Raw genomic sequence first — 23,749 nt, 5'->3', positions numbered from 1 at the left:
ACCCCTCGGTCGGCCCCCTCTCCCTCCAGGAGGGCTGGGGTGAGGGGCTTCTTCTAGAGCCACTGCGCAGGATACGAGCCCAACTCCGTCGCCGGCAAATCCCACCGCACTGCCACCCCGCTGATCTGCACCGGCACGCGCAACCTCCGCGCCGGGCCCCACGCGGTGTGTTCAATTGCCGAATCCTGATCCAGCGCGTTTTCGGCCCGCAGCGGATCAAGCGTCCCCGGCCCATGCTCGACCAACAGCTTCGCCGTGCGCGCCAGCGACAGCCGCGCCGCCCCGCCGCGACCGTTGGCCAGGCGTTCAGTCAGCAGCCTGATCGCACTCGCCGCCATCAGATACCCGGTCGCATGATCCAGCGCCTGCACTGGCAACGGCGTCGGTTTATCGCTGTGCTTCCAGCGCTGTCCGGCCTCGGCGATGCCGCTGCTCATCTGCACCAGGCTGTCGAAGCCCCTGCGGTTCTGCCACGGGCCGCTCCAGCCGTAGGCGTTGAGGCAGACATCGATCAGACCGGGCGCCAGTTGTCGACGGCGCTCAACACCAAAGCCGAGGTGTTCCAGAGCGTCGGCACGATAGCCGTGCAGCAGGATGTCGGCGTCTTGCAACAAACCTTCGAACACTGCGCGATCCGCCGGAGTCTGCAGGTCCAGCCGCGCGCAATGTTTGCCGACGGTCATTTCCGGAACCACACCGGGTTCGTTCCAGCTCGGCGGATCGATGCGCAGCACATTGGCGCCCAGCCCGGCGAGCAAGCGGCTGGCGGTGGGGCCGGCGAGCACGCGGGTCAGATCGAGCACCTTGATCCCGGCCAGTGGTCGCGCGATCGAACCTTGCCATTCGGCACGGTGCTCGTCTGTCTGCGCAATGAAATGCACCAACGGCTCAGCATTCACTGCCAGCCCTTGCGGGTGCTGCTGCCACTGCGCCCAACTGCGCATTTCAGCGGCGCAACCCTGGGCGTCGACCACCGCTTGTTCCAGATCCGTACTTGCCCATTGCGCAACTTTCGCCGCCATTGCTGCACGGTCGGCGCAGGCGCCAAGCACCCGTTCAGCGGCGGCGCGGTGATGCGGGGCGTTGGTGTGCAGGCGGATCCAGCCGTCCCGGGTGGCATAGTCGCCGGCGACCGGATCCCACAGCGGCGGCACTTGCCAGCCGATCGGGCGCAGCGAGGTGGAGAACCAGAACGAGGCCAGACGTCGATCGACCGCAACGGCGGGCATGTCACCGGTCTGCTGGTGGAGCAATTCGCTGACCGCTTGCCCGGCAGCGGCGATGCTGGCGCAGGCCAGCTCGGTGACCGCGAACGCCGAGGGCAGCGCGCCGTCACCGTTGAAGGGGATTGGCGTGCGCGGCAGGTCGAGTGCGGTCTGGATGGACGTAAGCAGATCAGTCATCGAAGCCCTCCTGAGCGAGAGGGGGATGATAGTGCAAAAAAATCGCGGTTTAGATGAAACCAGGATGTGGACCCGTTCCCTGTGGGAGCGAGCCTGCTCGCGAAGGCGTCGTGTCAGTCAACACTGATGTTGGATATGACGACCTCTTCGCGAGCAGGCTCGCTCCCACAGGGATTTATGCTGGATTGTTACACGCGGAACTGATCCATCAATTTCATCTGCTGGCTCGCCAGGCTGTTGAGCTGGCTGCTGATCGCCGCTGATTCCGTGGCTTGTTCGGTCAGGGTTTCGGTCACGGTGCGAATCGCCGAGACGTTGCGGTTGACCTCTTCGGCCACTGCGCTCTGCTCTTCGGCAGCACTGGCGATCTGCAGGTTCATGTCGCTGATCACCGTCACCGCGTCGCTGATCTTGCCCAATGCATCGACCGCCTGGCGGATCTGCCCGGCGTTGTTGTGCGCCTGGGTCTGGCTCGAGTGCATGGTCGCGACCACGCCACGGGTGCCGGTCTGGATGCGCTCGATGACCACGCGGATTTCTTCCACCGAATCCTGCGTGCGCTTGGCCAGGTTGCGCACCTCGTCAGCGACCACGGCAAAACCGCGACCGCTTTCGCCGGCGCGGGCGGCTTCGATAGCAGCGTTGAGGGCCAGCAGGTTGGTCTGTTCGGCGATGCTGCGGATCACTTCCAGCACCGAGCCGATCTGCTCGCTGTTGACCGCCAGCGCTTCGACTTCGGTCACCGCTTTGCTGACTTCATCGGCCAGTTGATTGATGTCGCGGGTGCTGCGCTCGATGATCGCCATACCGTCCTTGGCCGACTGGTCGGCACCTTTGGCCGCATTGGCGGCGTTCGAGGCACTGTCGGCGACATCGTGGGCGGTGGCGCTCATTTCGTTGGACGCGGTGGCGACCTGATCGATTTCGCGGAACTGCACCTGCATGCCTTCGCTGGTCTGCCGGGCAATTTCCGAAGACTGATCAGCCGTGCCACGGGCTTCGGTGATGCTCTGTTTGATCTGCGCGATGGTCGGCTGCAGCTTGTCGAGAAAGCGGTTGAACCAGTTCACCAGCTCGCCCAATTCGTCTTTCTTGCTGTAGTTCAGACGCTGGGTCAGATCGCCTTCGCCGCTGGCAATGTTCTTCAGCATTTCGGCGACACTGTTGATCGGACGGGTGACCCCGGAGGCGGTGAGCCAGATCAGCAGCAGGCCGACCAGACCGGCCACCACGGCGACCAGCAGAGCAGTGATCACGCCGGTTTCCTGCGCATCATCCAGCACCGCTTGCAGCTTCACCGAGTCAGCCAGCAGCACTTGTTTGGGCAGGTCGATGACCACGCCCCACGCCCGCGAATTGCCGATCGGATCGACCGGGTAAACCGCGCGAATCAGCTCCCCCTGTTCAAGAATTTTCGCCGTGCCGCTGCCGACCAGTTGCAGAACATCCTTGCCGTCCGCGCCGAGGGTGTCACTGATCTTTTTGCCGACCCGCGTCGCGTCAGCACTGTCGGCCGCCAGCACGCCGCTGCCGGAAACGATCAGCATATGCCCGGCGTTGTTGAACAGGCTGCGTTGCGAGTCGACGGCGGCGGCTTGCAGCGCGTCGAGGGCAATGTCGACACCGACTACGCCGATCGCTTTGCCGTCGACCATCACTGGCACGGAAATGGTCGTCATGAGCATTTCCTTGCCACCGACGGTGTCGGCATACGGGTCGAGCAGGCAGGTGCGCTTGTTGTCGCGAGGGCAGGTGTACCAACTGTTGTACGGCGTGCCGCTGACGCTGAGGGTGGTCTTGGTCAGGTCATCTTCGACCATGATCGTATTCAGCGCGCCGCCGGCGGCACGGCTCCAGTAGGAAGCGAAGCGCCCAGCCTCGTTGGACTGCCGCGCGGCGTCGTTGGCGAACTCGCTGTCCTTGCCGTCGAGGCCGTTGGGTTCGAAGGCCAGCCAGATACCGAGGACTTTATCGTTGCGCTCGAACGCGGTTTTCAGGCTCTGGTTCAACTCTTCACGAACCGCGCCTGGTTCGAGTGAACGCTTGGCCGCCATCGTCCGCAGATCCTTGATCTGGTCGGCGAGGGCGGTGACCACCAGCAGGCTTTCGCCAAAGGTTTTCTGCACCCGCACTGCCTGCTCGGCGGCCTTGGCCTGCAGCAGGTTCTGCACGCTGGCGGTGAGCAACTGGTTGCTGGATTGACTGACCAGTTCGTCGTTCTGGTTGGTCTGGTAGATGTTCATGCTGACAATCAGCGCCACCACTCCGAGCAGGCACAGGCCGGAGAGCAGGACGATTTTCAGGCGAATGGACAGAGCGTCGAACATGGGGCGATCTCGCGAATGAAATAGACAGGTGGCCTGGGCCGCAGCCCGGTTTGCCAAATCCATTCAGCGCCATTCAATGCTCATCGGCGTCGAGCGAGACGGCATGAGGCGCCCGCCGACAGACGGTCGCCGCTAAACGTTTGCGCAGGGGGAAGTGCTGAAAAATCTTTAATTACAGGGATGTTTCGCGACAGCAGCGGGCGCTTCCGGGCGCGACCAGATCCACAGATTGCCCAGGCCCATGCCGACCATTGCCAGATAAATCGGCCAGCCGTGATCGAGCAGCACCAGCATCAATGTTGCGCATAGCAGCATGCTCACGGTGGCACTGACCTTGGCCTTGCGCGCGATGATCTTGCCGTTGCGCCAGTTACTGAGGATCGGCCCGAACAGACGATGGTTTTCCAGCCAGGCACTCAGGCGCGGCGAACTGCGGGTCGCGGCCCACGCGGCAAGGAGGATGAACTCGGTGGTCGGCAGACCGGGCACGACGATGGCGATCAGGCCAATGCCGAGGCTGACATAGGCCAGCAGGGCGAACAGCAGACGGGCGAGTTTCGAAGAGGCGGGTGCGGGCATGGGCTCGAGGTGGCTTCTGGAGCGGAACGGGGATCTTACAGACTTACGCAGCCCCCTGTAGGAGTGAGCCTGCTCGCGATAGCAATGTATCAGTCGACATCGATGTTGAATGAAAGGACGCTATCGCGAGCAGGCTCACTCCTACAGAGGGAAATGGCGGTGTGTCAGGCAGGTTCGGCTTCTGTCGCATAAGCCCGTTCCAGCAGCACGGTGAAGCGGTTGAACGCGTCCAGCGCGCCTTGCTCCACTTCGGCCTCTTCCTCTGCCGTGAACGGCAAAGCGTCGAGGGTGCGTACGAAGCTTTTCCAGCCCTCGGCGCGGCCACCTTGCGGTTCAGCCAAATGCCGGGCGCCGAAGGTTTCGCTCAGCTCGAGCGCCACGGCGCGCTTGATCAGGAACGCCGCGCCGAGTTTGGAACCCTCCGACACGAAGATCCAGCCCAGCGCCCGCGCCTTGCTCGGGTTTTTCAACGCGCCAGCCACTGGGGCCGGGACGTCGGTATCGAGGTCGGCGAGGTCAGCCTTGGCCGCTTCGGCGCGGCAACGGGCCGGCAGGTCAGGGACGATCGCAGTCAGTTCAGCGTCGTTGTACAGCTCGACCAGTTCCGCCTGGAACAGGTATTGCGCAACAACGAATCGGGCGAAGCTGGCGCGGGTTTCGAAGGGCGCGTGGGCTTTGACCAGCGCATCGAGTTTGCTGTGCGGCTCATGGGTGATCTGGTTCAAGCGTTGCGAACGCAGGGCTTTTTCCGAGGCAGTCATGGGGTGTCCTTGATAAATGAGGCGCTTGATAACAAGACGTACGGGCGGGCGCCGGACAGTAAAAATACTCACTGCGCCGTTAAGCGCAGTGAGGACGGGCCGATCAGATGTCCCAGATCAGATTGATCGCGAAGTTGCGTCCCGGTTGGGTCAGGCGATCGAGGTTGGCCGGTTGCGTCACCGAGGCTTCGCCGACGCTGTCGTAACCGCGCACGTCGTCCCACAGCCAGTATTTTTTGTCGGTGAGGTTGTAGATGCCGCCGCTGACGGTGACGTCGTCGCTAACCTTGTAATAGCCGGCCAGATCGAGAATGCCGAAGCCCGGGGTCTTGAACTGACTGCTGACGCCGTCCGGCGATTTGAAGTTGCTGTCGTCGACACGGTCCTTTTTCTTCACCACGGTCCAGCTCAGCAGGCCGCCATAGGTGTCCTGGTCGTAACCGAGGCCGAAGACGCCGGTGAGCGGGTTGACGCTGTTGATCGGTTCGCCGTTGTCGTTGTTGCGACCGTAGGCGTAAGCGATCGAGCCCTGGGTATACAGGCCCTGCGGCGCACCGAATGCATCCAGGTTCAAACGACCTTTGACTTCCGCGCCCTTGATGGTGGCGCGCTTGATGTTGTTGCTCTGGAAGGTCAGCTGATCGTCACCCGGCTTGACTGCGTCTTCGTTGATGAAGTCGCGGTACTTGTTATAGAACACCGCGACGTCGAACGAACCCTGCTCGAAATTCCCGCGCAGGCCGGTTTCGAAGCCTTTGCTCTTTTCCGGCTCAAGGTCGGAGTTGGGCGCGACGGTGTAGCCGCTGGTGTTGTTCTCGAAACGCCCGTACAACGCTTTCGCCGTCGGCGTGCGGAAGCCTTCGGCATACTGGCCGTACCAAGTGTAGTGTTCCGTCAGCGCATAGGTCAGGCCGAATTTCGGCGAGACTTTGTGCCAGGTCTTGTTCTTGTCGCTGACCGTGCCCTGGCCGTCGGCGTTTACGGTGTTGAGGAACTCCTCAGTGATGTGCGGCTTGAGCTGGGTGTAGTCGTAGCGCAGACCCGGCAGGAAGGTCCAGTCGTTCCAACTGATCTGATCCTGGGCAAACAGGCTGTAGGTGTTGATGGTCGGATCGGGGAAGTCGCTGGCCTTGGCCAGCACGTCCGCCGCGCTGGTCGCGCCAATCGCCGTGCAGCCGCGACCGACTGCCAGGCATGTGCCGTCGCCGCTGCGCGAGCCGGTGACTTTCTGCTGCTTGATCGTGGTGCCGTAAGTCAGCAGATGATCGGTATCACCGATGGCGAAAGCCTTGTCCAGTTGCGCGTCGAACACCCACTGTTTTTCCTGGTAGATCGTGTCGCGGGTACGCAGCACCCTGCGGGTCATCGGGAAGTAATCCTCTTCGGTGCTCTGGTCGGTCTTGGCGATCTGGTGATTGAGGCTCCACTTCACGTTATCTGCCAGCAGGCTGTCGAGGGCGAACGAATGGTCGATGCCGAAACGCTCGCGGGTGATGGTGTCGTTGCCAGTGCGCCACTGGTACATGCCGCCAGGCAGTACGCTGTCGGGGATGGTCGGGGCGCCGTTGAAGTACGGGCCGCCGTAGGCGCTTTTCTGATCGGTGTCGCGGTCGTCCTTGTACTTTTCGTAGGTCAGGCCCAGGCGGGAATCGTCGTTGTAGTTCCAGCCGAGCTTGGCCAGCACGTTGGTCGCACGGACGTCTTCCGGGTTCGCCGCGGTGCGCGCAAGGCCAGTGCCGTTGTGGCTGCCGAAGGATTCGGTTTCGTGACCGTCGCGCTGGCTGTAATGCAGCAGACCGTCGAACTCACCGCTGCGCCCGGCGACGGTGGCGGATTTCAGCCAGCTGTCGTCGGCGGAGCTGTAACCGCTTTTCAAGCGTGCGCCGACATCCTTGCCCGGTTTGATGATGTCGTCGGCGTCCAGCGTGTAATAGCTGACCGCGCCGCCGATGGCGTTGCTGCCGTACAGCACCGAGGCCGGGCCGCGGAGGATCTCCACGCGCTTGACGATTTCCGGGTCGACGTAATTGCGCTGGCTCTTGGCGTACGGACCGTTGAAGAACCCGTTGGGGATTTCCACGCCGTCGACCTGGGTCAGGATGCGGTCGCCGTCGATACCGCGAATGTTATAGCCGCTGATGCCGCCACGCTGACCGGCACCGCCAACGGAAACGCCCGGCTCGTAGCGCACCAGATCCTTGATGGTGTTGACGTTGTTGCGGTCGAGCTCTTGGCGATCCTGCACGCTGACTGTCGAAGGCACGCTGTTGACCGACTGTTCCTGACGCGTCGCGCTGATCGTCACCTGATCGAGATTCAGCGTTCCGCTGCTGTTGCGTTTTTCCAGCACGACGTTGTTGCTGCTCAGCTTGCGGAAGCTCAGGTTGGTCCCCACCAACAGGCGCTCGAGGGCTTTCTCCGGTGGCAGCGAACCGCGCACGCCGGGCGACGAAACGTTCTGACCCAGCTCTGCCGGCAAGCCGACCTGCCAACCGGTCACGGCGGTAAAGGCATTCAGCGCTGAAACCAGCGGTTGCTGGCCGATGGCGAACGCGTAGTCGCCCATGTTGCGCGCCGGTTGCTCGGTGGCTGCGAGCAGCGGCGCGGTGCCGGCCATGAGAATCGCCGCAGTCAGCAGCGACAGTACGCGGGAAGGGGAGGAAGTCTGGCGGGTAAGGCGTGAGGACATCGATAGCGCTCCGTGTCGCACGAATCTTTATAGGTGCTGATCGGCATGGTTAGATGCGAATCAATTGCATTGGCTATAACGAGACGTACTGCCGTTGGCTATCGAGTAAAAATAATTCTCATTTAGTTCAAGATGACCAGCGCGGGGAATTCCTGCAGGCGCGCCGAGGTGATGTGGGCGAGGGAGCGCACCACGTCGAGCGGCTGGTCGAGACGGTAATTGCCGGTGACGGCGACGTCGGCCAGTTGCTCGTTGTTGTTGATGATCCAGCCCGGGTAGTAGCGGCGCAGCTCGGCCAGCACCTGATTGAGCGGACAGTTCTCGAACACCAGACGGCCTTCAATCCACGCCAGATCCGCATTGGCGTCGAGCTTGGCCGGACGATCAAATCCGTTGGGACCGATACGAATGCTTTCCCCGGCACGCAAGCGCACGCGGGCATCGTTGTGGGTGGCGCGCAGATCGACATCGCCACGCTGCACATTCACCTGCGCGACCCCGTCGAGGTAGCGCACGGCGAATGCGGTGTCGTGCACACTGGCCGTTACCGGCCCCGCATCGATCTCCAGCGGCTGATTGCGACCGCTGGCGATCTCGAAAAACGCCTCGCCCTGAAACAGCCGGGCCACGCGTTGCTGGTCATTAATGGTGCTGGAGAATGCCGAATTGGTGTTCAGCAGCACTTTCGAGCCGTCCTCCAATTGCAGGCGCTGGCGCTCGCCGACCACGGTCAGGTGATCGGCCTGCAGGCGCATCGGCAGGTTGCTGAAACTGAACAGACCGAGGATCAACACCGCAGCGCTGGCCAGCGGTTTCCAGTGCGGACGCAGACGTTGCAGGACAGTGACTTTCGCCGGTTTCGCTGCCAGGGCCTGGGCGCACAGCACCACTTGCGGGCCATCCCAGATCGCCTGGGCCTTGGCGAAAACTTCGGCATTCAACGGATCCGCCGCCAGCCAGGCATGAAATTGCCGGGTCTGTTCCTCGTCCGGGCTGCCGAGCACGATGAGCCAGTCCAGCGCCTGGTCCATTGCTGCTGCAGCGTCCCGCGCCGAATCGGGCGAAGGCGGGCGGTGGGTGTCCGTCACGGTGGTTCCTCAAGGCTTCTGGCGAAGCAGTTTCCAGCTTCAAGCTGCAAGCTGCAAGCCGGATGCGTTACTGCTTTTTGCTTTTACTTGTAGCTTGCTGCTCAAAGCTTGCCGCTGCTGTCATGTCGTTCGGCAACGCCGATGCAAATCGACATGATCAGTTTCAGCTCCTTCTGCACAGTGCTCAGCGACACCTTCAGTTCATCGGCGATTTCCTGATAGCTGTGCCCGTGCAGGCGACTGAGGATGAAGATCTGCTGCTGGCGCGGGCTGAGTTGACTGAGGCTCACGTTCAAACGCTCCAGCAGTTGTTCGGCATGGGCGGCGTCTTCGGCGCTGCTGGCCGGTGCGGCGATGCTCTGCACCACGTCCTGCGGCACGTCATCGACCATGGTTCGCGCATGGATCTTGCGCGCACGCAAATGGTCCAGTGCCAGGTTACGCGCGGTCTGGAAGACAAAGGGTTCAAGGTGATCGATGGCCCGCTCGCTCAACGCACGGCTCACGCGCAGGTAAGTCTCCTGCAACAGGTCCTCAGCGGTGCTGTGATTGTTGACCATCCGTTCCAGCGTGCGCAGCAGGGAAGTGCGCTGGGCGAGGAAGACGTGGTTGAAGCGCGATTGACTCACGGGAGGACCTGATCCATTTCGAGCGAATGATAATGCTTATCATCTGGCTGAATGGTCAAGTGCTGATTTCATCGATTTCAATGCATATCCCTGTGGGAGCGAGCCTGCTCGCGAAGGCGTCGTGTCAGTCAATTCCATATCGACTGACAGAAAGCTTTCGCGAGCAGGCTCGCTCCCACAGGTTTGGGGATACCCGCAATTATTCCGCGTTACACAACGCCAGGCAGTTATCCAGCATGCGGTTGGAGAAGCCCCATTCGTTGTCGTACCAGGCCAGCACCTTGAGCAACTTGCCGCTGACTTTGGTGTGGTTGGCGTCGAAGATCGACGACAGCGGGTTGTGGTTGAAGTCGCTGGAAACCAGCGGCAAGGTGTTGTAACCGAGAATTTTCGAATGCTGGCTGGCCGCTTTCAGCAGGGCGTTGACTTCGTCGGCGCTGGCTTCTTTCTTCAATTGCACGGTGAGGTCGACCAGCGACACGTTGATCACCGGTACGCGCACGGCCATGCCAGTCAGTTTGCCGGCCAGTTCCGGCAGCACCAGGCCCACCGCTTCGGCAGCGCCGGTCTTGCTCGGGATCATGTTCTGCGTGGCCGAACGGGCTCGGTACGGGTCGCTGTGATAGACGTCGGTGAGGTTCTGGTCGTTGGTGTAGGCGTGGATGGTGGTCATCAGACCGCTCTCGATGCCCAGCTCGCGATGCAGCACCTGCGCCACTGGCGCGAGGCAGTTGGTGGTGCACGAAGCGTTGGAGATGATCTGGTGCGACTGGCGCAGAATGTCGTGGTTGACGCCGTATACGACGGTGGCATCGGCGCCTTTGGCCGGGGCCGAGATGATCACTTTGCGGGCGCCGGCGCTGATGTGCGCGGCGGCTTTGGCACGGTCGGTGAACAGACCGGTGCATTCGAAGACCACGTCGATCTTTTCCGCGGCCCATGGCAGGTCGGCCGGGTTGCGAATGGCGCTGACCGCGATGCGGTCGCCATTGACCGTCAGGCTTTCGTTATCGTGGGCCACTTCGGCGTCGAACGTGCCGTGGACGGTGTCATATTTGAGCAGATGGGCATTGATCGAACTGTCACCCAGATCGTTGATCGCGACGATCTGCAGGTCTTGACGATAGCCTTGGGTATACAGTGCGCGCAGGACATTACGGCCGATGCGGCCAAAACCATTGATTGCGATTCGAAGAGTCATGGAACAGCGCCGCCGTCGTTTTGTTGTTGGAATTACAAGATTATTCGCATAAAAATAGAAAACAAGCCTTTTTAGTGGCAATATTTTGTTTTATCTACAACGAGTGACCTGAATTAACTGGTCCGAATGGTCAAAAAAGCCGTCTGTCATTCCAACAACAACGGCGTTTGATCAGCATAGACAATCAGGTCGCCACATCCGTTAGCCTGGAGTTCTACACATGCATCCCCGCGTTCTTGAGGTCACCGAACGGCTTATCGCCCGCAGCCGCGCCACGCGTCAGGCTTACCTTGCATTGATTCGCGGCGCTGCCACCGACGGCCCGATGCGCGGCAAGCTGCAATGCGCCAACTTCGCCCACGGCGTGGCCGGGTGCGGCACGGAAGACAAGCACAGCCTGCGGATGATGAACTCGGCGAACATCGCCATTGTGTCTTCGTATAACGACATGCTTTCGGCGCATCAGCCATACGAAGTTTTCCCACAACAGATCAAGAACGCCCTGCGCGAGATCGGCTCGGTCGGCCAGTTCGCCGGCGGCACTCCGGCGATGTGTGACGGCGTGACCCAAGGCGAGCCGGGCATGGAACTGAGCCTGCCGAGCCGCGAAGTGATCGCCATGTCGACCGCCGTGGCGCTGTCGCACAACATGTTCGACGGTGCGCTGATGCTCGGCATCTGCGACAAGATTGTGCCGGGCCTGATGATGGGCTCGCTGCGCTTCGGTCATTTGCCAACGATCTTTGTCCCGGGCGGGCCGATGGTTTCGGGGATTTCCAACAAGGAAAAAGCCGACGTCCGCCAGAAGTACGCCGAAGGCAAGGCCACCCGTGAAGAGCTGCTGGAATCGGAGATGAAGTCCTACCACAGCCCGGGCACCTGCACGTTTTACGGCACCGCCAACACCAATCAGTTGCTGATGGAAGTCATGGGCCTGCACTTGCCGGGCGCGTCCTTCGTCAACCCGAATACACCGCTGCGCGACGCGCTGACCCGCGAAGCCGCGCACCAGGTCACGCGCCTGACCAAGCAGAACGGCAACTTCATGCCGATCGGCGAAATCGTCGACGAGAAGGCGCTGGTCAACTCCATCGTTGCCCTGCACGCCACTGGCGGCTCGACCAACCACACCCTGCACATGCCGGCCATCGCCATGGCCGCGGGCATTCAACTGACCTGGCAAGACATGGCCGACCTCTCCGAAGTCGTGCCGACTCTGAGCCACGTCTACCCGAACGGCAAAGCTGACATCAATCACTTCCAGGCCGCCGGCGGCATGTCGTTCCTGATTCGCGAACTGCTCGGCGCCGGTCTGCTGCACGAAGACGTCAACACCGTGCTCGGTCATGGCCTGAGCCAGTACACCAAGGAACCGTTCCTCGATAACGGTGAGCTGGTCTGGCGCGAAGGCCCGACCGACAGCCTCGACGAAAACATCCTCCGTCCGGTGTCCCGTGCGTTCTCGCAAGAAGGCGGACTGCGGGTGATGGAAGGCAATCTCGGTCGCGGCGTGATGAAAGTGTCTGCCGTCGCGCTGGAAAACCAGATCGTCGAAGCACCGGCGATGGTCTTCCAGGATCAGCAGGATCTGGCCGATGCGTTCAAGGCCGGTCTGCTGGAGAAGGATTTTGTCGCGGTGATGCGCTTCCAGGGCCCGCGTTCCAACGGCATGCCGGAGCTGCACAAGATGACGCCGTTCCTCGGCGTGCTGCAGGATCGCGGCTTCAAAGTCGCGCTGGTCACTGACGGGCGCATGTCCGGCGCGTCAGGGAAAATCCCGGCGGCGATTCACGTCAGCCCCGAAGCTTATGTCGGTGGTGCTTTGGCGCGGGTGCAAGAGGGCGATATCATCCGCGTCGATGGCGTCAAAGGCACCTTGGAACTGAAGGTCGACGCCGCCGAATTTGCAGCGCGCGAACCTGCCAAGGGCCTGTTGGGCAACAACATTGGCAGCGGCCGCGAGCTGTTTGGCTTCATGCGCATGGCCTTCAGCTCGGCGGAGCAGGGCGCCAGCGCCTTCACTTCTGCCCTGGAGACGCTTAATTGAAACTGGCTTTGGTCGGTGACATCGGAGGCACCAACGCGCGTTTCGCGTTGTGGCAAAACCAGCAACTGCAATCGGTTCAGGTGCTGGCCACGGCCGACTTCGCCACGCCGGAAGAGGCGATCGGCCTGTACCTGAGCGGGCTTGGCCTGGCGCCGGGTTCAATCGGTTCGGTGTGCCTGTCGGTGGCGGGACCGGTGAGCGGCGACGAATTCAAGTTCACCAACAATCACTGGCGGCTGAGTCGCAGCGCGTTCTGCAAGACCTTGCAGGTCGACCAATTGTTGCTGACCAACGACTTCTCGGCGATGGCACTGGGCATGACCCGTTTGCAGCCGGGCGAATTCCGCGTGGTCTGCGAAGGCACGCCGGAGCCGTTGCGCCCGGCGGTGGTGATCGGCCCGGGCACTGGCCTGGGTGTGGGCACCCTGCTCGATCTCGGCGGAGGTCGCTTTGCCGCGCTGCCGGGCGAGGGCGGCCACGTCGACCTGCCACTGAGCAGCCCGCGGGAAACGCAATTGTGGCAGCACATCCACAACGAGATCGGCCATGTCAGCGCGGAAACCGCATTGAGCGGCGGCGGCCTGCCGCGGCTGTACCGGGCGATCTGTGCGGTGGATGGCCATGAGCCGACGCTCGAGACGCCGGAAGCCATCACTGCCGCCGGCCTTGCCGGTGACCCGATTGCTCTGGAAGTGCTCGAGCAGTTCTGCTGCTGGCTCGGTCGCGTCGCTGGTAACAACGTGCTCACCACCGGCGCGCGCGGCGGCGTGTTTATCGTCGGTGGGGTGATTCCACGCTTCGCCGATTTCTTCCTCGAAAGCGGCTTCGCTCGCTGCTTCGCCGACAAGGGCTGCATGAGCGACTACTTCAAAGGCATCCCGGTGTGGCTGGTGACGGCACCGTACTCCGGCCTGGTGGGCGCCGGCGTCGCGCTGGATCAAGCAACTCGACCCTGAAATACGGTCAACTGTAGGAGTGAGCCTGCTCGCGATAGCGGTACATCAGTCAACGAATCCGTTGTATGTGAAACCGCTATCGCGAGCAGGCTCGCTCCCACAGTGGTTTTGTGGTGTTTGTAAAATCAGCGCTTAAGGCATAATCCGCCCCAACTCCAACAACAAGGATGCCTTCGAAGTGAGCTCAGTCAACAAGTCGATATTGTTGGTCGATGACGACCAGGAAATACGCGAGTTGCTGGAAACCTACCTGACCCGCGCCGGGTTTCAGGTGCGGGCCACCGCCGATGGCGCCGGTTTTCGTCAGGCGCTCAACGAGGCGCCGAGCGATCTGGTGATCCTCGATGTCATGCTGCCCGACGAAGACGGCTTCAGCCTGTGCCGTTGGGTGCGTCAGCATCCGCGTCAGGCGCAGGTGCCGATCATCATGCTGACCGCCAGTTCCGACGAAGCCGACCGCGTGATCGGTCTCGAACTCGGCGCCGATGACTACCTCGGCAAACCGTTCAGCCCGCGCGAACTGCAAGCGCGAATCAAGGCTTTGCTGCGCCGTGCGCAATTCGCCCACGAACGCAGCGGCAGCGAAGTGCTGGCCTTTGACGACTGGCGCCTGGACACGGTCAGCCATCGGCTGTTCCACACTGACGGTGAAGAGGTGATTCTCTCCGGCGCCGATTTCGCCCTGCTGAAACTGTTCCTCGACCACCCGCAGCAAATCCTCGACCGCGACACCATCGGCAACGCCACCCGTGGCCGCGATCTGATGCCGCTCGATCGCATCGTCGACATGGCCGTCAGCCGTTTGCGCCAACGCCTGCGCGACACCGAAAAACCGCCACGGCTGATCCGCACCGTGCGTGGCAGCGGTTACCAGTTGGCAGCCAATGTGGTTGCCGGCAATGCTCACTGAGTCACTGCGCAAGTTCGCCAACCGCATTCCGGTGCCGCGTTCGCTGCTCGGGCGGATGTTGCTGCTGACCCTGCTGGCGGTGCTGTTCGCACAGACGCTGTCGAGTGTGATCTGGGTTTCGCAGTTGCGCGCCACCCAGCTCGAAGGCCTGGTCACCAGCGCCCGCAGCCTGGCCCATTCGATGACCGCCAGCGTCAGTTATTTCCGTTCCTTGCCGGTGGCCTATCGACCGCTGGTGCTCGATCAATTGCGCAGCATGGGCGGCACCCGGTTTGTCGTGACCCTCAACGACAAGCCCTTGGGCATGGACGTGCTGCCAGTGACGCCGCGCAAGGCCGCGGTGATGCAAGCGGTGGATGAAGTGCTGCGCCAGTCGCTGGGCCATGACACGGATATTTCGGTGACCTTCGTCAGTCCCGAAGACCTGCGCATTTTCAACGCCGGACTGAAACTCGATGAATTGCCGCGCTCCTGGGCGCACTACGCGTTGACGCTTGAACCGGTGAATCCGCCGGTGCTGGTCACACAAATTCAGATGGCCCCGGGCGAGTGGCTGTACATCGCCTCGTTGCTGCCCGAGCCCTACACCAGTCTCGAAGAGCAAGGCCTGCCGGCGCAGCAGGTGTGGTTCATCGTCCTGACCAGCGGCTTTCTGTTGTTGTTCATCGGCCTGCTCGTGCACTGGCAGAGCCGGCCGCTCAAGCGTCTGGCGCGAGCAGCGCGGGATCTGTCGCTGGGCGCCGACGTCGAGCCAGTGGCGGAGGGCGGCGGCAGTGAAGTGGTGGAGGTCGGGCGCGCGTTCAACACCATGCGCGAACGCATCAGCCGCTACCTGACCGAGCGCAGCCAGTTGTTCAGCGCGATTTCCCACGACTTGCGCACGCCGATCACCCGCTTGCGCTTGCGCGTCGAGCTGCTCGAGGACGAACAGCTGCAAGCCAAGTTCGGCCGCGATCTGGATGAGCTGGAGCTGCTGGTCAAAGGCGCGTTGCAATGCGTGAAAGACACCGACATCCACGAGAACATCGAGCCGGTGGATCTCAACCATGTCCTCGATTGCCTGGTCGAGCCGTACCTGGCGCCGAATGGCAACGGTCGCGTAACCCAGCATGGGCGCGCGCTGTCGGCGTATCCGGGCAAGCCGCTGGCGCTCAAGCGCTGCATCGGCAACCTGATCGACAACGCCTTGAAGTATGGACAGAACGCGCACCTGCACATCGATGACGATGACAGCGCGTTCGTCTTGCACGTCGACGATGAAGGCCCGGGCGTGCCGCAGCAACGGTTGGAGCAGGTGTTCGAACCCCACTTCCGCCTGGCGGGGCAGCAGCAGGGCTACGGACTCGGTCTGGGTATTGCGCGCAACATTGCCCATAGCCATGGCGGTGAGGTGACGCTGCAGAACCTGCGTGAAGGTGGGTTGCGGGTGACATTGCAGTTGCCGCGCTCTGTGGATTAATCCCGAAAAGCCCCTCACCCTAGCCCTCTCCCGGAGGGAGAGGGGACCGATTGGGGGATATTTGAGGGATACGCCGACCTGAGCGTGCGATGTCGAATCCAGAGTCGATCCGGTGCATTGCCCAATCCATAATCGACTCGATGGTTCAGGTCGACGGAGATCGCAAGACGCCTCGGTCGGCCCCCTCTCCCTCCGGGAGAGGGCTGGGGTGAGGGTGCTTTTGCTCTTCTCTTTTGTCACGAGTCAGTGACAAACCCCGTCCCCTTCGTTACAAGCCCGCCCCGGCCCGTTGTTTAGACTGCCCGCAGTCCTAACAACAAAAAAGGGTCACTCCATGGACACCTTTCACCCAGACTTCAGCAGTTGGCTGAATGCCCCTGCCCACCAGCAATGGCTTGCCGCCGAAGGCCTGCGTCTGCTGGATTTTGCCAAGGCCTCGAAGCTGCCTGAAGGTTTCGGCAATCTCGACGAGCGCGGCCGTCTGCCGGCGCACGCGCAAGCCGAAACCATGAACACCGCGCGCATGACCCACAGCTTCGCCATGGCCCACATTCAGGGGCTGCCGGGGTTCGCCGAGCTGATCGATCACGGCATCGCCGCCCTGCGCGGGCCGCTGCGTGATGCGTTGCACGGCGGCTGGTTTGCAGTCGCCGGGCACCGCGATGACAACACCGGCAAGAACGCCTACCTGCACGCCTTTGTCGCCCTCGCCGCCAGTTCCGCCGTGGTTGCACAACGGCCCGGCGCCCAGGCCTTGCTCGATGACGCGATCGATATCATCGACACCTGGTTCTGGAGCGAAGAAGAGGGCGCCATGCGCGAATTCTTCAATCGCGACTGGAGCGAAGAAGAAGCCTATCGCGGCGCCAACAGCAACATGCACGCCACCGAAGCATTCCTCGCGCTGGCCGATGTCACCGAAGATCCGCGCTGGCTGGTGCGTGCTCAGCGCATCGTTGAGCGGGTGATCCACGGTCACGCGGCGGCCAATGATTACATGGTCATCGAACACTTCGATCGTGACTGGCAGCCGCTGCGCGAATACAACCACGACAATCCTGCTGACGGTTTCCGTCCGTATGGCACCACGCCGGGCCACGGTTTCGAGTGGGCACGATTGCTTCTGCACCTCGAAGCCGCGCGGGGGCAGGCGGGTATGCTCACGCCGGGCTGGCTGGCCCTTGATGCGCAAAAGCTGTTTGAAAACAATTGCCGCCACGGCTGGGATGTCGATGGTGCGCCGGGCATCGTCTACACCCTCGACTGGGATAACCAGGCCGTCGTTCGCCATCGCCTGCACTGGACGCATGCCGAAGCCAGCGCCGCCGCCAGTGCCTTGCTCAAACGCACCGGCGACGTGCAATACGAAACCTGGTACCGACTGTTCTGGGAATTCTGTGAGACGAATTTCATCGACCGCTGCAACGGCAGCTGGCACCACGAACTCAATCCACAGAATGTGCCCAGTGCCGATATCTGGCCGGGCAAGCCCGATCTGTATCACGCCTGGCAGGCTGTGCTGATTCCGCGGTTGCCGCTGGCGCCGAGCATGGCCACGGCTTTGGCACGGTTATCTCGGCCTGTTCCTGTGTAACCATGTCGTGACATTTACGCGTCCCTTCGTTACCTGCGAAGCGAAACGCTCTGTTTAAACTCCGTGCAGCGCAAGCACCAGACTTGCAATGCATAACAACAAGAAAGGTACATCTCGAATGAATGCGATTTCTCGCCTCGCTACTGTCATTTCTGTCGCCTCCCTGTTCCCGCTCGCAATCCTGCCGCTCAGTGTCTCCGCTGCCGACTCCAAAGGTTCGGTCGAAGTCGTGCACTGGTGGACCTCCGGTGGCGAAAAAGCCGCTGTCGATGTGCTCAAGGCCCAAGTCGAAAAAGACGGTTTCACCTGGAAGGACGGCGCTGTCGCCGGTGGTGGCGGTGCGACTGCCATGACCGTGCTGAAGAGCCGCGCCGTCGCCGGTAACCCGCCTGGCGTTGCGCAGATCAAAGGCCCGGACATCCAGGAATGGGCGTCGACCGGTCTGCTCGACACCGACGTGCTTAAAGACGTCGCCAAGTCGGAAAAGTGGGACAGCCTGCTCGACAAGAAGGTCTCCGATACCGTGAAGTACGACGGTGATTACGTGGCCGTGCCGGTGAACATTCACCGTGTGAACTGGCTGTGGATCAACCCGGAAGTCTTCAAGAAAGCCGGCATCACCAAGAACCCAACCACCCTCGAAGAGTTCTACGCCGCCGGCGACAAGCTGAAAGCCGCGGGCTTCATTCCGCTGGCCCACGGCGGTCAGCCTTGGCAGGACAGCACCGTGTTCGAAGCCGTGGTGCTCTCGGTCATGGGCGTGGATGGCTACAAGAAAGCCCTGGTCGATCTCGACAACAAGGCGCTGACCGGCCCGGAAATGGTCAAGGCGCTCACCGAGCTGAAGAAAGTCGCGACCTACATGGACGCTGACGGCAAAGGCCAGGACTGGAACCTCGAAGCGGCCAAGGTCATCAACGGCAAGGCCGGCATGCAGATCATGGGTGACTGGGCCAAGTCCGAATGGACCGCCGCCAAGAAAGTCGCCGGCAAGGACTACGAGTGCGTAGCGTTCCCGGGCACCGACAAGGCGTTCACCTACAACATCGACTCGCTGGCCGTGTTCAAGCAGAAGGACGCAGGCACTGCGGCCGGTCAGCAGGACATCGCCAAAGTCGTGCTGGGTGAGAACTTCCAGAAAGTCTTCAGCATCAACAAAGGCTCGATCCCGGTGCGCAACGACATGTTGAACAACATGGACAAGCTCGGCTTCGATTCCTGCGCACAGACCGCTGCCAAGGACTTCCTCGCGGACGCCAAGTCCGGCGGCCTGCAACCAAGCATGGCGCACAACATGGCAACCACGCTGGCGGTGCAGGGCGCGTTCTTTGACGTAGTCACCAACTACATCAACGACCCGAAAGCCGACCCGGCCGATGCCGCGAAGAAATTGGGCGCGGCAGTTCAGTCAGCCAAGTAATGCTTGGCCCCTGTAGGAGTGAGCCTGCTCGCGATAGCAATCTGTCAGCCACCGTCTGAGTGACTGACACACCGCAATCGCGAGCAGGCTCACTCCTACAAGGGGAATGCTTTCGTAAACCCTTATTGTGGATTTCCCCATGAGTTCTGTTGCTGTGTTCAGCAAGGCCTCGCCGTTCGATGCATTGCAGCGCTGGCTACCGAAACTGGTGCTGGCGCCGAGCATGTTCATCGTGCTGGTGGGCTTCTATGGCTACATCCTGTGGACGTTCATTCTGTCGTTCACCACGTCGACCTTCCTGCCCAACTACAAGTGGGCCGGCCTGGCGCAATACGCGCGGTTGTTCGACAACGATCGCTGGTGGGTGGCGAGCAAGAACCTCGCCGTGTTCGGCGGCATGTTCATCGGCATCACCCTGGTGATCGGCGTGTTGCTGGCGGTGTTCCTCGACCAGCGCATCCGTCGCGAAGGCTTTATCCGCACCATTTACCTGTACCCGATGGCGCTCTCGATGATCGTCACCGGTACCGCGTGGAAATGGCTGCTCAACCCGGGCATGGGCCTGGACAAATTGTTGCGTGACTGGGGCTGGGAAGGCTTCCGTCTGGACTGGCTGATCGACCCCGATCGCGTGGTTTATTGCCTGGTGATCGCCGCTGTGTGGCAAGCCTCGGGCTTCATCATGGCGATGTTCCTCGCCGGCCTGCGTGGCGTCGATCAATCGATCATCCGTGCCGCGCAGATCGATGGCGCGAGCATGCCGCGCATCTACTGGAAAGTCGTACTGCCAAGCCTGCGTCCGGTGTTCTTCAGTGCGGTAATGATCCTTGCGCACATCGCGATCAAGAGCTTCGACCTCGTTGCGGCAATGACCGCCGGTGGCCCGGGTTATTCCTCCGACCTGCCAGCGATGTTCATGTATTCCTTCACCTTCAGTCGCGGCCAGATGGGCATGGGCTCGGCCAGTGCGATTCTGATGCTCGGTGCGATCCTCGCGATCATCGTGCCTTACCTGTACTCCGAGCTGAGGACCAAGCGTAATGACTAGTCTTGCTGCCAAACCCGCCATCAGCTTGAGCCGTATCGCGATCTACGCGGTGCTGATCTTCGCGGTGTTTCTCTATCTGGTGCCGCTGGTGGTCATGTTGCTGACCAGCTTCAAGACCCCGGAAGACATCAGCACCGGCAACCTGCTGAGCTGGCCGACCGTGGTCAGCGGCATCGGCTGGGTCAAGGCCTGGGCCACGGTTGACGGCTACTTCTGGAACTCGATCAAGATCACCGTACCGGCCGTAATCATCTCCACGGCCATCGGTGCGTTGAACGGTTACGTGCTGTCGATGTGGCGTTTCCGGGGTTCGCAACTGTTTTTCGGTCTGTTGCTCTTCGGCTGCTTCCTGCCGTTCCAGACCGTGCTGCTGCCGGCCTCGTTCACCCTCGGCAAGATGGGCCTGGCGAGCACCACCACCGGCCTGGTGTTTGTCCATGTGGTTTACGGTCTGGCGTTCACCACGCTGTTCTTCCGCAACTACTACGTGAGCATTCCCGATGCGCTGGTCAAGGCTGCGCGTCTGGATGGCGCGGGGTTCTTCACGATTTTCCGCCGCATCATCCTGCCGATGTCGACGCCGATCATCATGGTCTGTCTGATCTGGCAGTTCACCCAGATCTGGAACGACTTCCTGTTCGGGGTGGTGTTCTCCAGCGGTGATTCGCAACCGATCACCGTGGCGCTGAACAACCTGGTCAACACCAGCACCGGCGCCAAGGAATACAACGTGGATATGGCAGCGGCGATGATCGCCGGCCTGCCGACCCTGCTGGTCTATGTGGTCGCAGGCAAGTATTTCGTGCGCGGGCTGACGGCCGGCGCGGTCAAGGGGTAATCATGGCTACGCTTGAACTTCGCAACGTAAACAAGACCTACGGGGCCGGCCTGCCGGACACCCTGAAGAACATCGAACTGTCGATCAAGGACGGTGAATTCCTGATCCTCGTCGGCCCGTCGGGCTGCGGCAAATCGACCTTGATGAACTGCATCGCCGGCCTCGAAACCATCACTGGCGGCGCGATCATGATCGGTGATCAGGACGTCAGCGGCATGAGCCCCAAGGATCGTGACATCGCCATGGTGTTCCAGTCCTACGCGCTGTACCCGACCATGAGTGTGCGCGAGAACATCGAGTTCGGCCTGAAAATCCGCAAGATGCCGCAGGCAGCGATCGACGAAGAAGTCGCCCGCGTGGCCAAGCTGCTGCAGATCGAACACCTGCTCAATCGCAAGCCGGGCCAGCTCTCCGGTGGTCAGCAACAGCGCGTGGCGATGGGTCGTGCGCTGGCGCGGCGGCCGAAGATCTACCTGTTTGACGAACCGCTGTCCAACCTCGACGCCAAGCTGCGCGTCGAGATGCGTACCGAAATGAAACTGATGCACCAGCGCCTGAAAACCACCACGGTCTACGTGACCCACGACCAGATCGAAGCGATGACCCTGGGCGACAAAGTCGCGGTGATGAAGGACGGCATCATTCAGCAGTTCGGCACGCCGAAAGACATCTATAACGACCCGGCGAACCTGTTCGTCGCCAGCTTCATCGGTTCGCCGCCGATGAACTTCATCCCCCTGCGTCTGCAGCGCAAGGACGGTCGTCTGCTGGCGCTGCTCGACAGCGGTCAGGCGCGTTGTGAATTGCCGATGAGCATGCAGGACGCCGGGCTTGAAGACCGCGAAGTGATCCTCGGCCTGCGCCCGGAGCAGATTGTGCTGGCGAACGGCGAGGGCAATGGCCTGCCAAGCATCCGCGCGGAAGTGCAGGTCACGGAACCGACCGGGCCGGACACCCTGGTGTTCGTCAACCTGAATGACACCAAGGTCTGCTGCCGACTGGCACCGGACGTGGCTCCGCAGGTGGGCGAAAGCCTGACGCTGCAATTCGATCCATCGAAAGTGTTGTTGTTCGACGCCAATACCGGCGAGCGCCTCGGCACTGCCGGTCAACCACAGACCGATGCGCGGTCTGCGAACGTCGCCCAATTCAAAGGGCGCTGAAAAACAATGTAGGAGTGAGCCTGCTCGCGATGACGGTGTATCAGTCGACAGAGATGTTGAATGTAAAACCGCTATCGCGAGCAGGCTCACTCCTACAAGGAGCACGCGGTGCCCGGCCTGTCGAGCACCGCAATTTATGTAAACCGCGTTAGATAAAAACAGTTAATAACAATAAAGACGAGGATGTAGGGATGAAAAAGAAACACGTCAATGCCCGGTTGATCTGCCAGGTTTCAGCGGCAGCTGCACTGGTGCTGGCCGGTAATGCAATGGCGGCGGATGCCTTCAGCTCCGACTCCAAATGGATGACCGGCGACTGGGGCGGCGAGCGCACCAAGCTGATCGAGCAGGGTATCGACATCAAGGCCGACTACGTTGGCGAGATGGGCGCCAATCTGCACGGCGGTTATGACGACGACAAGACCGGCCGCTACAGCGACCAGTTCGGCCTCGGCGTGGCCCTCGACCTGCAGAAACTGTGGGGCTGGGACAACACGCAAGCGAAGATCCAGCTGACCAACCGTAACGGCTACAACATCTCCAACGACCGCGTTGGCGATCCGCGTGCCGGCACCCTCAGCTCCTCGCAGGAAGTCTACGGCCGTGGCCACATGGTGCGTCTGACTCAACTGTGGATTCAGCACCAGTTCTTCGACAACAAGCTCGACGTCAAGGCCGGTTACTTCGGCGAAGGCGAAGACTTCAACACCTTCCCGTGCGACTTCCAGAACCTCGCATTCTGCGGTTCGCAAGTGGGTAACTGGGCGACCAACATCTGGTACAACTGGCCAGTCAGCCAGGCTGCGATCCGTGTGAAGTACAACATCAACGACGAGCTCTATGCACAAATCGGTGCGTACAACCAGAACCCGTCGCAGCTGGAACACGGCAACGGCTTCAAGCTCAGCGGCAGCGGCACCAAGGGTACCGTGCTGCCGATCGAATTGGTCTGGTCGCCGAAGGTCAACAGCCTGCCGGGCGAATACCGCGTCGGTTACTACAAGAGCACGGCCGATGCCGACGACGTTCGCGAAGACGTCAACGGTTTCGACGCGGCAACCACTGGTGACGAGTACAAGTCGCACAGCAGCAAACACGGCTACTGGTTCGTCGCGCAACAACAACTCACCAGCCACAACGGTGACGCGACTCGCGGTCTGAACATCGCTGCCAACGCGACCTTCCATGACAAGGACACCAACTTCATCGACAACTACCAATCGGTGATGTTTGTCTACAAAGGTCCGTTCGATGCGCGTCCGAAGGATGACATCGGTATCGGCGCGGCGCGTATCCACGTCAACAAGGACGTCAAGCGCAACGCGGAACTGCTGAACGCTTCCAACGGTGTGTCCGACTACGACAACGCCGCGTTCTCGCCGATTCGTGAAACCGAATACAACTACGAGCTGAACTACGGTTTCCACGTCACCAACTGGCTGACCGTGCGTCCAAACCTGCAATACATCACCCATCCGGGCGGTGTGGATGAAGTCGATAACGCTTTGGTCGCTGGCCTGAAAATTCAGTCAACGTTCTGACGCGTCTGCGATAAGCTCCTCTCTATGTGCGCATTTTGCGGACAGCCCAGGCTGTCCGCTTTTTTTTGCCAGACCCGTACACAAGGCTTGTGTCGT

17 protein-coding genes and 2 pseudogenes are annotated in these 23,749 nt (G+C 61.4%); 10 read left to right on the top strand and 9 right to left on the bottom strand.

The window, feature by feature from the left end:
- Positions 1 to 53 precede the first annotated feature (53 nt).
- From LIS66_RS20570 to gap, 9 genes and pseudogenes are all read right to left on the bottom strand, one after another.
- Positions 54 to 1,403 carry a CoA transferase gene (locus tag LIS66_RS20570; RefSeq protein WP_227972949.1) on the bottom strand — a complete coding sequence of 450 codons (1,350 nt, stop codon included), beginning with the start codon at positions 1,401 to 1,403 and terminating at the stop codon, positions 54 to 56.
- Between the two features lie 188 nt (positions 1,404 to 1,591).
- A pseudogene (locus tag LIS66_RS28045) lies at positions 1,592 to 2,119 on the bottom strand (methyl-accepting chemotaxis protein); the annotation flags it as partial.
- Between the two features lie 378 nt (positions 2,120 to 2,497).
- Positions 2,498 to 3,457: pseudogene (locus LIS66_RS28040) on the bottom strand (chemotaxis protein); the annotation flags it as partial.
- 441 nt (positions 3,458 to 3,898) lie between these two features.
- A complete protein-coding gene (locus LIS66_RS20560) occupies positions 3,899 to 4,309 on the bottom strand; it encodes a YbaN family protein (RefSeq protein WP_227972947.1) in 411 nt (136 codons plus the stop codon).
- Positions 4,310 to 4,473: 164 nt separating this feature from the next.
- Positions 4,474 to 5,070, bottom strand: a complete 597-nt coding sequence (locus LIS66_RS20555) for a biliverdin-producing heme oxygenase (RefSeq protein WP_083353432.1) — start codon at positions 5,068 to 5,070, stop codon at positions 4,474 to 4,476.
- 103 nt (positions 5,071 to 5,173) lie between these two features.
- Positions 5,174 to 7,759, bottom strand: a complete 2,586-nt coding sequence (locus LIS66_RS20550; RefSeq protein ID WP_227972946.1) for a TonB-dependent receptor — start codon at positions 7,757 to 7,759, stop codon at positions 5,174 to 5,176.
- A 122-nt stretch (positions 7,760 to 7,881) separates the two neighbouring features.
- Complete coding sequence (locus LIS66_RS20545) at positions 7,882 to 8,847, bottom strand: FecR family protein (protein ID WP_064364981.1); 966 nt, start codon at positions 8,845 to 8,847, stop codon at positions 7,882 to 7,884.
- Positions 8,848 to 8,948: 101 nt separating this feature from the next.
- On the bottom strand, positions 8,949 to 9,476 hold the full coding sequence (locus LIS66_RS20540) for an RNA polymerase sigma factor (protein WP_227972945.1): 528 nt from the start codon (positions 9,474 to 9,476) through the stop codon (positions 8,949 to 8,951).
- Between the two features lie 199 nt (positions 9,477 to 9,675).
- Positions 9,676 to 10,677 carry a type I glyceraldehyde-3-phosphate dehydrogenase gene (gene gap / locus LIS66_RS20535; RefSeq protein ID WP_016773526.1) on the bottom strand — a complete coding sequence of 334 codons (1,002 nt, stop codon included), beginning with the start codon at positions 10,675 to 10,677 and terminating at the stop codon, positions 9,676 to 9,678.
- A 220-nt stretch (positions 10,678 to 10,897) separates the two neighbouring features.
- On the opposite strand from gap, the gene edd reads away from it, so the two are divergent.
- The 10 genes from edd (at position 10,898) to LIS66_RS20485 (ending at position 23,653) form a co-directional block, all read left to right on the top strand.
- Positions 10,898 to 12,724 carry a phosphogluconate dehydratase gene (edd, locus tag LIS66_RS20530; protein ID WP_016773527.1) on the top strand — a complete coding sequence of 609 codons (1,827 nt, stop codon included), beginning with the start codon at positions 10,898 to 10,900 and terminating at the stop codon, positions 12,722 to 12,724.
- Positions 12,721 to 13,680: a glucokinase gene (locus tag LIS66_RS20525; protein WP_042607265.1), complete on the top strand. Its 960-nt coding sequence runs from the start codon at positions 12,721 to 12,723 to the stop codon at positions 13,678 to 13,680. The genes edd and LIS66_RS20525 overlap by 4 nt, the downstream gene beginning before the upstream one ends.
- Before the next feature lie 178 nt (positions 13,681 to 13,858).
- The gene (locus LIS66_RS20520) at positions 13,859 to 14,590 is read left to right on the top strand and encodes a response regulator (protein WP_039758123.1); all 732 of its coding nucleotides are present in this window, start codon (positions 13,859 to 13,861) and stop codon (positions 14,588 to 14,590) included.
- Positions 14,580 to 16,049 carry an ATP-binding protein gene (locus LIS66_RS20515; protein WP_016773530.1) on the top strand — a complete coding sequence of 490 codons (1,470 nt, stop codon included), beginning with the start codon at positions 14,580 to 14,582 and terminating at the stop codon, positions 16,047 to 16,049. The genes LIS66_RS20520 and LIS66_RS20515 overlap by 11 nt, the downstream gene beginning before the upstream one ends.
- Positions 16,050 to 16,383: 334 nt before the next feature.
- A complete protein-coding gene (locus LIS66_RS20510; RefSeq protein WP_227972944.1) occupies positions 16,384 to 17,643 on the top strand; it encodes an AGE family epimerase/isomerase in 1,260 nt (419 codons plus the stop codon).
- Positions 17,644 to 17,761: 118 nt separating this feature from the next.
- Positions 17,762 to 19,063, top strand: coding sequence for an ABC transporter substrate-binding protein (locus LIS66_RS20505; protein WP_024014061.1), 1,302 nt, complete (start codon positions 17,762 to 17,764; stop codon positions 19,061 to 19,063).
- Between the two features lie 139 nt (positions 19,064 to 19,202).
- Positions 19,203 to 20,111 (top strand): carbohydrate ABC transporter permease, encoded by a 909-nt coding sequence (locus LIS66_RS20500; RefSeq protein ID WP_042607263.1) that lies wholly within the window; start codon positions 19,203 to 19,205, stop codon positions 20,109 to 20,111.
- A complete protein-coding gene (locus LIS66_RS20495) occupies positions 20,104 to 20,949 on the top strand; it encodes a carbohydrate ABC transporter permease (protein WP_042607262.1) in 846 nt (281 codons plus the stop codon). The genes LIS66_RS20500 and LIS66_RS20495 overlap by 8 nt, the downstream gene beginning before the upstream one ends.
- Positions 20,950 to 20,951: 2 nt before the next feature.
- Positions 20,952 to 22,112 carry an ABC transporter ATP-binding protein gene (locus LIS66_RS20490; RefSeq protein WP_064364972.1) on the top strand — a complete coding sequence of 387 codons (1,161 nt, stop codon included), beginning with the start codon at positions 20,952 to 20,954 and terminating at the stop codon, positions 22,110 to 22,112.
- 191 nt (positions 22,113 to 22,303) lie between these two features.
- Positions 22,304 to 23,653 carry a carbohydrate porin gene (locus LIS66_RS20485; RefSeq protein WP_227972943.1) on the top strand — a complete coding sequence of 450 codons (1,350 nt, stop codon included), beginning with the start codon at positions 22,304 to 22,306 and terminating at the stop codon, positions 23,651 to 23,653.
- Positions 23,654 to 23,749: the final 96 nt, after the last annotated feature.

This window comes from Pseudomonas sp. HN2 (genome assembly GCF_020736465.1).
Classification (GTDB): Bacteria; Pseudomonadota; Gammaproteobacteria; order Pseudomonadales; family Pseudomonadaceae; genus Aquipseudomonas; species Aquipseudomonas moraviensis_A.
This window is presented reverse-complemented; position numbering and strand designations above follow the sequence as displayed.

Coding starts and splice junctions, on each gene's coding strand:
- LIS66_RS20570 (WP_227972949.1), bottom strand. CDS start 1,403: ATGACTGATCTGCTTACGTCCATCCAGACCGCACTCGACCTGCCGCGC.
- LIS66_RS20515 (WP_016773530.1), top strand. CDS start 14,580: ATGCTCACTGAGTCACTGCGCAAGTTCGCCAACCGCATTCCGGTGCCG.
- LIS66_RS20505 (WP_024014061.1), top strand. CDS start 17,762: ATGAATGCGATTTCTCGCCTCGCTACTGTCATTTCTGTCGCCTCCCTG.
- edd (WP_016773527.1), top strand. CDS start 10,898: ATGCATCCCCGCGTTCTTGAGGTCACCGAACGGCTTATCGCCCGCAGC.
- LIS66_RS20555 (WP_083353432.1), bottom strand. CDS start 5,070: ATGACTGCCTCGGAAAAAGCCCTGCGTTCGCAACGCTTGAACCAGATC.
- gap (WP_016773526.1), bottom strand. CDS start 10,677: ATGACTCTTCGAATCGCAATCAATGGTTTTGGCCGCATCGGCCGTAAT.
- LIS66_RS20490 (WP_064364972.1), top strand. CDS start 20,952: ATGGCTACGCTTGAACTTCGCAACGTAAACAAGACCTACGGGGCCGGC.
- LIS66_RS20500 (WP_042607263.1), top strand. CDS start 19,203: ATGAGTTCTGTTGCTGTGTTCAGCAAGGCCTCGCCGTTCGATGCATTG.
- LIS66_RS20560 (WP_227972947.1), bottom strand. CDS start 4,309: ATGCCCGCACCCGCCTCTTCGAAACTCGCCCGTCTGCTGTTCGCCCTG.
- LIS66_RS20510 (WP_227972944.1), top strand. CDS start 16,384: ATGGACACCTTTCACCCAGACTTCAGCAGTTGGCTGAATGCCCCTGCC.
- LIS66_RS20495 (WP_042607262.1), top strand. CDS start 20,104: ATGACTAGTCTTGCTGCCAAACCCGCCATCAGCTTGAGCCGTATCGCG.
- LIS66_RS20550 (WP_227972946.1), bottom strand. CDS start 7,759: ATGTCCTCACGCCTTACCCGCCAGACTTCCTCCCCTTCCCGCGTACTG.
- LIS66_RS20485 (WP_227972943.1), top strand. CDS start 22,304: ATGAAAAAGAAACACGTCAATGCCCGGTTGATCTGCCAGGTTTCAGCG.